We start from the raw sequence: 13,092 nt of genomic DNA on the forward strand, positions 1-13,092 counted from the left end.
CGGAATGCGCGAGCAGGCGCGCTCCCACAGGAAATCCGCATTGCAAATGTGGGAGCGAGCCTGCTCGCGAAGGCGTCATCGCCGACGCCGCCAATCTCAATACTTGTCCAGCGTACGCAACTTCTGCGGCAAGCCCCACAGCAGCAAAGCGGCCGCAATCAGCGCGGCGACGCCGATGACGTACAGCGCCGGGGTGGTGCTGCCGGTGAGGTCCTTGATGCGTCCGACCATGACCGGGCTGACAATCCCACCGAACTGCCCCAGGGTATTGATCACCGCGATCCCGCCCGCTGCGCCGGCACCGGCGCCCGCCAGTAGCTTCGGTGGCAGGGTCCAGAAGCTCGGAATCGAAGCGATGATACCGGCGCCGAGCAGGCCGAGCGCGACGATCAGGAAGGTCGTGTGGCTGGCGAAGATTCCTGCGCTGAAAAAGCCGATCGCGCCGACGATCACCAGCCCGGCGACAAACTTGCGCCGTTCACCGGTGGCGTCTGACAAGCGCCCGATCACCACCATGCTGATCGCCCCGCAGATGTACGGAATGGCGGTCAGCAGGCCGATCATCACCGGGCTTTCGGTGCCGGCGCTGCGGATCAATTGCGGTGCCCAGAAATTCAGGCCGTAGGACGCGACCTGAATCAGGAAGTAGATCAAACCCAACGTCAGGAACCCGGGGATTTTCAGCGCCGCGAGTAATGAGCCGCCGTTTTTGTGTGGCTCGTGATGAGCGATGCGACTGGAGAGCAATTTCTTCTCGTCAGCGGTCAGCCAGTGCGCATCCTCGATGCGGTCCTTGAGCTGCGTCAGCACCAAGAAACCGAGGGCGATGCACGGCACGCCTCCGAGCAGGAACAACCAGTGCCAGCCGCGCATCTGCAACACGCCATCGAGGTGTTGCAACACCAAGCCCGAGAACGGCGCGCCGACCAGCCCGGCAAACGCCGAGGCAAGGAACAGCATCGAGGTGATGCGGCCACGGAAGTGCTGCGGAAACCACAGGGTCAGGTAATACAGCACGCCCGGGGCAAAGCCGGCTTCCATCGCACCGATGACGAAGCGCAGCGCATAGAACTGCCATTCGCTGTTGACGAAGACCATCGCCGCCGTCGCCACGCCCCACGACATCATGATCCGCGCGATCCAGCGCCGCGCGCCGACCTTGTACAGCATCATGTTGCTCGGCACTTCGAACAGCACGTAACCGACCACGAACAGCCCGGCGCCCAAGCCATACGCGGTATCGCTCAGGCTCAGGTCGGTCTGCAACTGGAATTTGGCGAAGCTGATGTTGATGCGATCGAAAAAGGCGAACAGGTAGCAGACCATAATCAGCGGCATCAGGCGCCAGGCGACTTTGCTGATCAGGGCTTTTTCGGCGTCGTGATCGACGGACGGATTCACGCCCGCCTTCATTACGTTGAGGCTCATAGATTTTCTCCAGGCGGACTACCGATGGGCGTCCGATTGTTTTTGTTGTCTGGTGATGACGCTCACTGTGGAGCGCTTTTGTGTGGGAGCTGGCTTGCCAGCGATGGCGTCAGTTCAGCTAACGCTTTCGTTGCATTTGCTGCCGTCATCGCGGGCAAGCCCGCTCCCACAGGGGTACTGGTGTGTCTCAGGTCGGCATCGGATGCAGATCGCAATTGCGCCCGGCCTTGGCCAGTTGGCCGGGGACATCGTGGCCCAGCAGCGCCGGCAAGCCGCGCGAAAGCTTCAGCAACAGCGGCAAATCGATCCCGGTGGGAATGCCGACTTCAGCGCACAGGTTCACCAGATCTTCGCTGCAGATGTTGCCCGACGCCCCCGGCGCGAACGGACAGCCACCGAGGCCACCCAGCGCCGCATCGAAGCGCCGCGCGCCGGCCTCGTAAGCGGCCAGCACATTGCACAGGCCGAGGCCGCGGGTGTTATGGAAATGCAGGGTCAGGTCAGCCGGCGAAACCCGCTGCAAAACGCGCCGCACCAAGCGATCCACCTGACGCGGATTGGCCATGCCGGTGGTGTCGGCGAGGCTGATGCCCTGAATGCCGAGCTCCTGATAAGCGTCGACGATTTGCAGCACGCGATCCTCGTCAATCTTGCCTTCGAACGGGCAGCCGAACGTGGTGGCGATGCTGCCGTTGAGGCGCACACCTGAGCCGCTGACAAACGCAACGATGTCAGCGAACGCCGCCAGCGACTCTTCGCAACGCATGCGCATATTGGCCAGGTTGTGGGTCTGGCTGGCGGACATCACCAGGTTCAACTCATCGGCATTCGCCGCCAGTGCGCGTTGCGCGCCTTTGAGGTTGGGGATCAACGCCACGTAAATAACACCCGGCGGACGCTGAATGCCGTTGAACACTTGCTCGCCGTCACGCAGGGCCGGAATGGCTTTGGGCGAGACGAACGAGCCCGCTTCGATGCGGCTGAATCCGGCCTGTGACAATTGATTGATCAGGGCGATCTTGTCAGCGGTTTCCACCCACGTCGGCTCGATCTGCAAACCGTCGCGGGGCGAGACTTCCTGGACGATCAGGGTTTGCGAATAGTCAGTGATCATTGCACCACCCCCTGGCCTTTCAGACGTTCGATGTCGAGTTCAGTCAGGCCAAGATTGGCGAGAATATCGTCGGTGTGCTGGCCCAGTTTCGGCCCGGACCAGTTCACCCCGCCGGGCGTCTCCGAGAGTTTGGGGACAATGCCGGGCATCTTCACCGTTGCGCCACCGGGCAACTCGGCATCGAGCAGCATGTCCCGCGCCTGATAGTGCGGATCGGCGACGATGTCAGCCACCGAGTAGATGCGCCCGGCCGGCACTTCAGCGGCTTCGAGGGCGGCCAGTACCTCGTCGATTGGCAGGCTGCTGGTCCAGTGTGTGATGGCTGCATCGAGCAAACCGCTCTGCGCCGCGCGGCCGTCGTTGTGGGCGAACTCTTCTGCCTCGGCCAGATCAGCACGGCCGATGGTGTGCATCAGACGCTTGTAGATCGGGTCGCTGTTGCCGGCAATCACAACATAAGCGCCGTCGGCCGTGAGGTAGGTGTTGGAGGGCGCGATGCCCGGCAAGGCGCCGCCGCTGCGTTCGCGGACATGGCCGAGCATGTCGTATTCCGGCACCAGACTTTCCATGACATTGAACACGCTTTCGGCCAGCGACACATCGACGATCTGCCCACCGCCCTGCCCAGTCTTGACCCGCAACAGCGACATCAGCGCACCAATCACCGCGTGCAACGAGGCCAGCGAATCGCCGAGGCTGACGCCGACCCGCGCCGGTGGCGAATCGGGATTGCCGGTGGTGTAGCGGATGCCGCCCATGGCCTCGCCAATCGCACCGAAACCGGGCCGGTCACGGTAAGGGCCGGTCTGGCCGTAGCCGGAGATACGCACCAGGGTCAGGTTCGGATTCAGCGCATGTAGCACGTCCCAACCCAGACCGAGTTTTTCCAGCGCACCGGGGCGCAGGTTTTCAATGATCACGTCGGCGTCGCCGGCCAGTTGCTTGACCAGTTCGATGCCTTCAGCGGATTTCAGATTGAGCGCCAGGGATTTCTTGTTGCGCGATTGCAGGTACCACCACAGCGATGTGCCTTCGTGCAGCTTGCGCCATTTGCGCAGCGGGTCGCCCTGACCCATGGCTTCGATCTTGATCACCTCGGCGCCGAACTCGGCAAGCATGCGCGCGGCAAACGGCGCGGCGATCAGGGTGCCGATCTCGATCACTTTGATTGCACTCAAAGGGGCAGTCATCGCGGGTACCTCTTGTTCTTGGAATATGTCGCCAAGGCTAGAGGAACGATCGTCAGCGAATCCAGCCGTCTCTCGGCAATGGGCGTTCGCGAAATGCGAATGCTCCGCTGTGATTGCGTGGTGAATTCAGGGCCGCCTTCGCGAGCAGGCTCGCTCCCACAAGGATCTGTAGTGGTTTCAGATTCTGTGTTCACACAAGTTCAATGTGGGAGCGAGCCTGCTCGCGAAGAGGCCATCAGCCGCAATGAAGATCTACCGCCCGCGCAAATGCTCAAACAACATCCGGCTCACCGGCGACAACCCTGCCTCATCGCGCACCACCACAATCAGCGCGCGATCAGCCCAGTCGTCGGTCAGCGGCACCGCACGCAAGCCCAGTGCCTGACCAAACAACTCATAGGCTCGCTGCAGCAGAATGCCGATGCCCATGTTCGCCTGGACCATCCGGCACACCGCATCGAATCCCGGCACATGAATGCGGATGCGCAGGACTTTGCCGGCCTGCCGCGCGGCCGCATGGGTACGCATGTTGATCGAACTGGCTGCGTGCAAGCCGACGTAATCGCTGTCGAGAGTTTCATCGAAAGTCACCGATGCGCGCGTAGCCAACGGATGCTCCGGGAGCATCACCACCACCAGTTTGTCCTGGCGGTACAACACGCTGTGCAGGCCTTTGGTGTCGCTGTCGTCGGAGCAGATGCCGAGGTCGGCGACGCCATCGAGCACGCCCTGAATCACCCCGGCGCTGGGGCGTTCTTCAAGGTCGGTCTTGACCTGCGGATGCCGCGCGGAGAAGTCGCGCAAGTCTTCAGGCAGGAACTGAATGATCGCCGAAAGATTGGCCAGCATGCGCACGTAACCACGCACACCGTGGCTGTGCTCGCCCAGTTCCAGGCCCATCTTCTCCACATTGAAGAGCATCTGCCGGGCATGGTGCAGCAGGGTTTCACCGGCCGGCGTGAGGATCATGCCTTTGGCCTGACGCACGAACAAAGCGATGCCCAGCGCCTCCTCCAACTCCATCAGGCGCTTGCTCGCCGCCGACACCGCGATGGCCTCGCGCGCAGCCGCACGGGTCAACGTGCCTTCCTCATGGACGGCGACGAACAGTTGCAGAGTGATCAGGTCGAGACGGCGGATCAGGCTTTTTTGCAGCATGGTGGGCTCGAAGGCAGGGTTCATCCGAGCCGGCAGGATAGCCCGGTTTTACCGCTGACTGCTCAGTTGCCCATGTTGGCGCGCTGTTTTGTGACAGGTGCGGTCAGCAAGCGAACCAGCTGCGCGCTGTCGTCCCTGCGACCCAACACCAGGATCGAAGAGCCTTGCAGGCAGGCATCGATGGCTGGCCATGAAACGTCCTTCGCGCCCTCGACATCAAACGAATCATCCACTGCGCCATCGACCAGAAAGCCTCCCGTCAACAAGCCTCGTGCGCTGCCCGAGGTCTGTCCGACCGCAACGATCCGTTGGCCGGCGATGTCATCCAGCGCAAACCCTGCTTGCCAACCTCTCAGGTCGAGTTCATGCGCCATCGGGCTGAGGACAGGGTTGTTGAACGCGTCATCCATTTGGCCGGCGTAGGTAATACCACTGATGAACCCGTGTTGCAGTTTCGTGCCTTGCGTTGACTCGACCGCCGAACCGAGCAGAAGCAGGCGCTGCGCCGTTTGCACAGCAATGTCCGCCACGCTGCTTTCGAGCAGCTTGCCATCGCGCTGAATGTTCAACAGCAGTACACCCTTGTCGCCGAACGCTTGTGCAACTTTCCCGTTGTGGTCGAACGCCATGACCAATCCCTGATTGGTTACTTCCGTTTTGCCATGCAGCAGAATCAGCCCATCGTCGAGCTGGATGATCCCGGACAGCGAAATGGCCACGCCTGGCAGCGACAGGGGCAGCCAACCGTTGCTGGCGAACGATAAGTCGTCCGAGCCATCGAGATGGAATCGCGTCAACAGGCCACTGCCCTTTTGCGCGGTCACAAACAGCAGCCTGTCCGGCTGCGCAAGCTGCGGATCGGATTTCGCCAGCAGCAGTTGCCCATGGGTGGCCCCAAAAAGTGCCGGAATCCGCATGGGCGCAATCAGGTAGCCATTCCTGTCGCCGCCGAACTCGATATCCGGCGAACCGTCGGGCAGAAACCGGGCGATGACTTGCTGGTATTCAAGCGTCTGGTCTTTGACCACGCCAATCACACCGCACATCCAGAACCGTCCGAGCGCATCAACAATCAACGGCCCGCCTTGCGTGAGCGAGCCTGTGCCGAACTCGCCATTGAGATATCCGCCGTCGCCGAAGGCCGGATCCGGATTGCCATCGGCATCCAGCCGCGCAAGGCCGTAGTACGAATGGCCCGATAGCTCGACGGTAGCGCTGACCATGATTTGCCCCGAAGGCGTGATCGCCACGCCTTTGGCAATGGTCTTGCCCGCTCCGGGAAATTTCAGCGTTCGCAGACCAAACAGAGCGTCCAGTTCCCCGGCTGACTGCGCGGTTGGGGGCAATGGCGCGGTGGATTCCGGCATGTTCGTATTCTCCTGCGGGATCGACATCGATCCCCTCGCTGAGAGCATTCGACCCGAAGAAGCCACGCCGGACAACTGACACAAATGACAGTTTTTTAGAAGAAAACGAAATTGATCACCGTGCAAAAAAGACTGGAGGACTGGTAGTTCTTACAGGTTCGAATTCAGGCACGTCATGCCAACCTCAGCGTTCAAATCAGCCATGGACGAGAAGAACGATGAGCACTCGCGACGAGCAAATGTCACAACCTGCCCCGGCCCCGACCATCACCTACCCCGAGGAGGCCAGCACGACGGGACCTGCGACATTGTTGCTCGGCAGCGGCATACCCGATGCGCTTGTACAGGTCTGGAACATTGAAAACACCCATTCGCTCGGTGCAGGGCTGGTCAGCGCAAAGGGACGATGGGCGTTCAGCATCAGCGGCGCCCAGGCTCCAGGCCAGCAGAAGATTCACGCCCACCAGACGTATGCAGGCATCACGTCTGAATGGAGTGACGAGCGCGGATATGAGGTGCGACTGCGGCCCGAAATCGACGTCCCGGGCGTCTTCGTACCGCTTGAGGGAGCGGAGGTAAATGCGCCTCTGATGTTGTCGGGAGATGTCACACGGGCCGAGGGTTTCGTCAGTATTTTCGATCTGGACACTGGCCTGGAGATTGCCAGGACAGCGGTCGAAAGCGACCGGAAATGGCAAACACCGGCTGCACACTCATTGGCAGTCGGGCAGTACCGTATATCCGCCGTTCACAACATCGCCGGCCAGGTTTCAGACTGGGGCCGTGTGCGAACATTTACCGTGGTCGCAGAAGCAAGCGAAGGACTGTTCGACTTCGCTCGCCTGCGCGCCTTCATTCAAAACGCGTTGCGGAAAATTTCCTCGATCTGGCGCTGATCCGCCGCCCGTGGATTGGTCAGTCCACAGGCGTCCTTCAAGGCGTTGGTGGCGAGCACCGGGATATCGCTGAGTTTCGCGCCCAGCTCACGCAGTCCGCCGGGAATCTCGACGTCTTTGGCAAGGTTGCGGATGGTATTGATCGCCGCCTGCGCGCCCTCCTCTGCGCTGAAACCACGAATATCCGCGCCCATGGCGTGGGCGACATCCCTGAGTCGATCAGCACAGACCAGCGCATTGAAACTCTGTACATGTGGCAGCAGCACGGCGTTACAGACGCCGTGGGGCAAGTCGTAGTAGCCGCCGAGCTGATGCGCCATGGCGTGGACAAATCCAAGTGAGGCGTTATTGAACGCCATGCCCGCGAGGAACTGCGCGTAAGCCATGTTCTCCCGCGCCGCCAGGTCGCTGCCGTCGCGCACGGCCAGACGCAGGTTGCTGCTGATCAGGCTCATGGCCTTCAAAGCGCAGGCGTCGGTGATCGGGTTGGCGGCGGTCGAAACGTAGGCTTCTATGGCGTGGGTCAGCGCGTCCATGCCGGTGGCGGCGGTGAGGCTTTTGGGCATGGCGACCATCAGTTCCGGATCGTTGACTGACAGCAGTGGCGTGACGTTGCGGTCGACGATGGCCATTTTCACGTGGCGCGATTCGTCGGTGATGATGCAGAAGCGGGTCATTTCGCTGGCAGTGCCGGCGGTGGTGTTGATGGCGATCAGCGGCAATTGCGGCTTGCTCGAACGGTCGACGCCTTCGTAATCGCCAATCTGCCCGCCATTGGTTGCGCACAGGGCGATGCCCTTGGCGCAATCATGTGGCGAGCCGCCACCCAGCGACACGACGAAATCGCATTTGCTTTCCTTCAGCAGTCCCAGACCGGATTCGACATTGGCCGTGGTCGGGTTCGGCCTGGCGCCATCGAAGATCACCGAATCGATGTCCTGCATCGCCAGTTTCTCGGCGATCATTGCGGCCACGCCCGCCTTGGCCAGCCCGGCGTCGGTGACAATCAGCGCCTTGCGAAAACCATAATTGCGAATCGCGACCATGGCTTCGTCGAGGCAGCCGCTGCCCATGATGTTGACCGCCGGAATGAAGAAGGTGCTGCTCATCGTGTGTCTCCTGACTGAAGCCGGATCGACTGCCTCGATTCGGCGGGTGCACACAGGATCGACCGATCGGTCACGAGCAATGTTGATCTGGCTCAATGTCCGCTCGTGATAAAGTCGCCGTCCATCTGCCCTTTGTTTTGAGACCGCCCACGCAATGACCGATTTTCTCGATGTCGACGCCACCCTCGAAGACTGGAATGCCTTGCGCGCCGCGAACGATTTCCAGGGTTTGCTGGTGGGCAATGGCGCCAGCCGCGCGGTGTGGGATGACTTCGGCTACGACTCGCTGTTCGAAAACGCCCGTACGGTCGAAGAGAAACCGCTGAGCCCATCGGAACTGGCGGTGTTCGACGCGCTGCAAACCCGCAGCTTCGAACAAGTGCTGGGCGCCCTGAAAACCACCAGCCGGGTCAACAAGGCGCTGGCGGTCAGCTCGGCGGCGCCGCGCAATCGCTATTACGCGATCAAGGAAGCGCTGATCAACACCGTGCACGCGGTGCACATCCCGTGGCGGCTGGTGCAGCCTTCGACGCTGGCGGTGCTCAATGCTGAACTGGCGCGCTATCGCACGGTGTTCACCACCAACTACGACCTGCTCAATTACTGGGCGCTGCAACACCCGGGCGAGGCCATCGACGACCTGTTCAACGGCGCGGACGCGAGTTTCGATCTGAGCCAGAGCGCCACCGACAAACCGCGTCTGCTCTACCTGCACGGTGGTCTGCATCTGGTGCGCAATCAGGACGGCACCGCACGCAAACTGACCTCGACCGAGGGCACCCTGCTCGGCAGTTTCGCCATCAACAATACGATCAAGACCCTGGATGACGTGCCGCTGTTCGTCACCGAAGGGCCGAGCGCCGACAAGCTCAAGACCATCCGCAGTTCGGATTATCTGTCGTTCTGCTACGAGCAATTACTGGCCCATGGCGACAGCCTGTGCATCTTCGGCCATGCGCTGGGCGAGCAGGATGCGCATCTGGTGCGGGCGCTGCGCCTGGCCAGACCGAAGTGCGTGGCGATCTCGATCTACCCGCGCAGTGCCGCGTTCATCCAGCATCAGAAGCGTCACTACGCCAAGGTATTTGAAGGTACCGGGGTTGAGTTGCGGTTCTTTGATGCCAAGAGTCATGCGTTGGGTGATCCGCAGTTGTCGGTACCGGTTGAGGTTTGATATTGGCCGGGCTGACGCCTTCGCGAGCAGGCTCCCACAAAGTTTTATGGCGAACCAACAATCTTCTTTCAATCCCAAATCCCTGTGGGAGCTGGCTTGCCAGCGATAGCGGTGAATCAGTCGACATTAATGTTGCAGATGCCGTCGCCATCGCTGGCAAGCCAGCTCCCACATTTGAATGCATTCCACCTGTGGAATGTATTGGCCTCAGAGGACAGGCAGGGTCTTGTCCTTGATGGTTTTCGTCGGGCCGTTGGCCTTCACGCTGGCGATGCCCTTTTCGCACGCGCCATCCGATGAATACGACTCGCTGCTGCCGATGACTTGGTGATTGGCCGCCTTGAGGTTGAAGTACGGGTGGCCGTCCTTGGTCGATTTTTTCTCGTAACGCTCGTCCAGCGGGCTGTTGGCCTGGACCGAGGCGATGCCGCCGTCGGCGCCGGCGCGGGTGCTGTAGAGCTCGCTGGTCAGAATCGTTTCGGCGTTCGCCGCTTTCAACACGAACCTGAATTGGCCGTTGCTGCTTTTGCTCACTTCGTACCATCCGGACATGTCTGTTTCTCCTGGGGGCGATTGAGAGATTTCGCGCTTCAGAGTAAAGACCAGCGTCTGCGATCTGTCGCCTGCCTCGACTACAAGGTGATTTTCGTACCGAGCAGACCGAGGAAACCGGCCAGCCAATCAGGATGCGCCGGCCACGCCGGAGCGGTGGCGAAATTCCCCTGAACATGGCCATCGGTCACCGGAATGTCGATGTAGGTGCCGCCCGCCAGACGTACTTCCGGGGCGCAGGCCGGATACGCGCTGCACTCACGCCCCTCGAGCACACCCGCCGCCGCGAGCAGTTGCGCGCCATGGCAGACCGCTGCGATGGGCTTGCCGGCGTTGTCGAACGCGCGCACCAGTTCGAGGACTTTGTCGTTCAGCCGCAGGTATTCCGGCGCACGACCGCCGGGAATCAGCAGCGCGTCGTAATCGGCTTCGCTGGCCTTGGCGAAATCAAAATTGAGCGCGAACAGGTGACCGGGTTTTTCGCTGTAGGTCTGATCACCTTCAAAATCATGAATCGCCGTGCGCACGGTGCTGCCGGCGGACTTGTCCGGGCACACGGCGTGGACCGTGTGGCCGACCATCTGCAGGGCCTGGAACGGCACCATCACTTCGTAGTCTTCGACGTAATCGCCGACCAGCATCAGGATCTTTTTCGCGGCCATGGGAAAACTCCTCGGGGAAAGGTCTGGGAGTATTCAAGGTAGACCGTATCCAAGGGTTGCGGTAATTCCAGGCTTACTACGCTCGATCGCGATAAATGTAGGAGCCGCCGAAGGCTGCGATCTTTTGATCTTGCATTTGAATAACCAGGATCAAAAGATCGCAGCCTTCGGCAGCTCCTACAGGGGTGTATTTCAGGCTATCAGGCGAGAAAACCGTCAGCGCGCAGCAGGGTTTCCAGGCAGTGTTCGCTGATGTGGTAGAACGCCTTGAGCTCTGTGATCTTCGCCAACAACTGCGTCGGATCGACAGGTTCGGCGCGTTTCACCGCGAGAATCATCTTGTTCTTGTTGGTGTGTTCCAGCGAAATGAATTCGAAGACTTTGGTCTCGTAACCGCACGCTTCGAGGAACAGCGCGCGCAAGCTGTCGGTGACCATTTCCGCCTGTTGGCCGAGGTGCAAGCCGTATTGCAGCATCGGCTTGAGCAGCGCCGGGCTCTGGATCTGCAGGCGGATCTGTTTGTGACAGCACGGTGAGCACATGATGATCGACGCGCCCGAGCGGATGCCGGTGTGTATCGCGTAATCGGTAGCGATATCGCAGGCATGCAGGGCGATCATCACGTCCAGCTCGCTCGGCGCCACCGTGCGCACGTCACCGCACTTGAACACCAGCCCCGGATGCTCAAGCTTCGCCGCAGCGGCGTTGCACAGGTTGACCATTTCTTCGCGCAGCTCGACGCCGGTGACTTCGCCCTCGGCCTTCAGCGAATTGCGCAGGTAGTCGTGAATGGCGAACGTCAGGTAGCCCTTGCCCGAACCGAAATCGGCGACCCGCACCGGTTTGTCCAGCGCCAGCGGCGACGAGGTCAGGGCATGGCTGAACACTTCGATGAACTTGTTGATCTGCTTCCACTTGCGCGACATCGCCGGGATCAGCTCGTGTTGCGCATTGGTCACGCCCAGATCCTTGAGGAACGGGCGGCTCAACTCTAGAAAGCGGTTTTTCTCGCGGTTGTGCTCGGCGGACGGCGCTTCACGCAATTGCTGGGGCTTGCTCTTGAACAGCGAACTCTTGCCCTTTTTGCTGTATTCCAGCTGCGCTTCGTCGCTCAGCGCCAATAAATGCGCATTTTTGAACGAGGTCGGCAGCAGCCCGCCGATCAGCGTCACGCCCTCGTCAAGCGGCAGGTTCTTGGTGATGTCGCGGGTCTTGTAGCGATAAACGAATGACAGGCACGGCTGCGCCTTGACCGTCACCGGTTTGATGATGACCCGTTGCAGATCCGCCTCTTCACCGACGTACTTGGCCAGCACCAGTTTGATGAAACCGCTGTCGTCGAGGCTGGTTTGCAGCAGCTCGATGAACTGGGCGTGGTGATCGGCGGCCGGTTTGGCGGACGGCGCGGAAGAAGCGGAAACGGACATGGACAAGCGGCCTCGGACGGGCGGAATCGGGAATGGCGGGTATTTTAGGGGGGATGGGGGTTGGGAACACCCTCTTATTTACCCAACGGCAAAATCCATGACAACGACTTTTGTGGCGAGGGGATTTATCCCCGATGGGGCGCGAAGCGGCCCTCTGTGTTCGGCCCGTCAAACCACGCGCGCAGGTGTTGCGACTGCTACGCAGCCGATCGGGGATAAATCCCCTCGCCACAGAGGCCAAATATGCGCGACTGCTTCAGCCCAACACCACCAACCGATTCGGCAATTCATTCCGCACCTGCGTCACCGGCACGTGCACCTTCAACAACTCGCCACACGCCTCCACGCACGTGACAAACCCTTCCAGCGTGCGCCCCTGCCTGACCTGTTCGGTAAACGCCGCGACAATCGCGTCCCAGTTGCTGTTGTCCAGCCGTTTGGAAATCCCCTCGTCCACCAGAATTTCCACATAGCGCTCAGCCTCGCAGACAAAAATCAGCATGCCGGTGCTGCCCACGGTGTGGTGCAGGTTCTGTTCGAGAAACTGCCGCCGCGCCAGGTTGGAGGCGCGCCAGTGGCGCACGCGGCGCGGGACCAGATGGGTGGTGATTTTCGGCAGACGAAACAGCAGGCACAGGACGATGAACATGCCCCATTGCACCAGCAACAGGCTGCGCAGGGTCAGCCAGCCGGTGAGGTAGTGGACGATGCCCGGCAACACCAGCGCCAGCAGACTGGCCCAGAGCAGCGGGATGTACGCGTAATCGTCGGCGCGGGCAGCGAGCACCGTGACCAGTTCGGCGTCGGTGTCGCGTTCGACCCGGGCGATGGCCTCGGCGACTTTGCGTTGTTCGTGTTCAGTCAGTAATGCCATGTCGAAAAGTGCCTGCTCATTATTCTTTTGATCTCACCAGCCGCCGGACGAACCGCCGCCGCCGAAACTGCCCCCGCCACCGCTGAAGCCGCCACCGCCTCCGCCGCCGAATCCGCCCCCACCGCCAAAGCCGCCCCCTCC

At 61.0% G+C, this 13,092-nt stretch carries 12 protein-coding genes; 2 read left to right on the forward strand and 10 right to left on the reverse strand.

Annotation, left to right across the window (positions count from 1 at the left end; genetic code table 11):
* Positions 1-96: 96 nt before the first annotated feature.
* The 5 genes from QMX86_RS24565 to QMX86_RS24585 all read right to left on the reverse strand — a co-directional run bounded on the left by QMX86_RS24565 (position 97) and on the right by QMX86_RS24585 (position 6,257).
* Complete coding sequence (locus QMX86_RS24565) at positions 97-1,428, reverse strand: MFS transporter (RefSeq protein ID WP_071174647.1); 1,332 nt, start codon at positions 1,426-1,428, stop codon at positions 97-99.
* 187 nt (positions 1,429-1,615) lie between these two features.
* On the reverse strand, positions 1,616-2,542 hold the full coding sequence (locus tag QMX86_RS24570) for a hydroxymethylglutaryl-CoA lyase (RefSeq protein ID WP_282387672.1): 927 nt from the start codon (positions 2,540-2,542) through the stop codon (positions 1,616-1,618).
* Complete coding sequence (locus tag QMX86_RS24575; protein WP_122706438.1) at positions 2,539-3,732, reverse strand: CaiB/BaiF CoA-transferase family protein; 1,194 nt, start codon at positions 3,730-3,732, stop codon at positions 2,539-2,541. The genes QMX86_RS24570 and QMX86_RS24575 overlap by 4 nt, the downstream gene beginning before the upstream one ends.
* A gap of 252 nt (positions 3,733-3,984) precedes the next feature.
* Positions 3,985-4,890, reverse strand: a complete 906-nt coding sequence (locus tag QMX86_RS24580; RefSeq protein WP_282387235.1) for a LysR substrate-binding domain-containing protein — start codon at positions 4,888-4,890, stop codon at positions 3,985-3,987.
* A 62-nt stretch (positions 4,891-4,952) separates the two neighbouring features.
* Positions 4,953-6,257: a hypothetical protein gene (locus QMX86_RS24585; protein WP_282387237.1), complete on the reverse strand. Its 1,305-nt coding sequence runs from the start codon at positions 6,255-6,257 to the stop codon at positions 4,953-4,955.
* Positions 6,258-6,475: 218 nt separating this feature from the next.
* Here QMX86_RS24585 and QMX86_RS24590 point away from each other — a divergent pair, with 218 nt between their 5' ends.
* A complete protein-coding gene (locus QMX86_RS24590; RefSeq protein WP_282387239.1) occupies positions 6,476-7,153 on the forward strand; it encodes a hypothetical protein in 678 nt (225 codons plus the stop codon).
* On the opposite strand, the gene yiaY is transcribed toward QMX86_RS24590, so the two are convergent.
* Positions 7,114-8,262, reverse strand: coding sequence for an L-threonine dehydrogenase (gene yiaY, locus QMX86_RS24595; RefSeq protein WP_282387240.1), 1,149 nt, complete (start codon positions 8,260-8,262; stop codon positions 7,114-7,116). The genes QMX86_RS24590 and yiaY overlap by 40 nt on opposite strands.
* Positions 8,263-8,416: 154 nt before the next feature.
* Here yiaY and QMX86_RS24600 point away from each other — a divergent pair, with 154 nt between their 5' ends.
* On the forward strand, positions 8,417-9,436 hold the full coding sequence (locus tag QMX86_RS24600; RefSeq protein WP_110644963.1) for a DUF4917 family protein: 1,020 nt from the start codon (positions 8,417-8,419) through the stop codon (positions 9,434-9,436).
* Positions 9,437-9,643: 207 nt separating this feature from the next.
* Here QMX86_RS24600 and QMX86_RS24605 read toward each other — a convergent pair whose 3' ends face one another.
* The 4 genes from QMX86_RS24605 to QMX86_RS24620 all read right to left on the reverse strand — a co-directional run bounded on the left by QMX86_RS24605 (position 9,644) and on the right by QMX86_RS24620 (position 12,951).
* The gene (locus QMX86_RS24605) at positions 9,644-9,988 is read right to left on the reverse strand and encodes a YegP family protein (RefSeq protein ID WP_282387242.1); all 345 of its coding nucleotides are present in this window, start codon (positions 9,986-9,988) and stop codon (positions 9,644-9,646) included.
* 80 nt (positions 9,989-10,068) lie between these two features.
* A complete protein-coding gene (locus QMX86_RS24610; RefSeq protein WP_282387244.1) occupies positions 10,069-10,650 on the reverse strand; it encodes a DJ-1/PfpI family protein in 582 nt (193 codons plus the stop codon).
* A gap of 200 nt (positions 10,651-10,850) precedes the next feature.
* Positions 10,851-12,077, reverse strand: coding sequence for an SAM-dependent methyltransferase (locus tag QMX86_RS24615; protein WP_282387339.1), 1,227 nt, complete (start codon positions 12,075-12,077; stop codon positions 10,851-10,853).
* Between the two features lie 256 nt (positions 12,078-12,333).
* Positions 12,334-12,951, reverse strand: coding sequence for a TPM domain-containing protein (locus QMX86_RS24620; RefSeq protein ID WP_016771315.1), 618 nt, complete (start codon positions 12,949-12,951; stop codon positions 12,334-12,336).
* Between the last annotated feature and the right edge of the window lie 141 nt (positions 12,952-13,092).

It is taken from the genome of Pseudomonas sp. PS01270 (assembly GCF_029959775.1).
Classification (GTDB): Bacteria; Pseudomonadota; Gammaproteobacteria; order Pseudomonadales; family Pseudomonadaceae; genus Aquipseudomonas; species Aquipseudomonas atacamensis.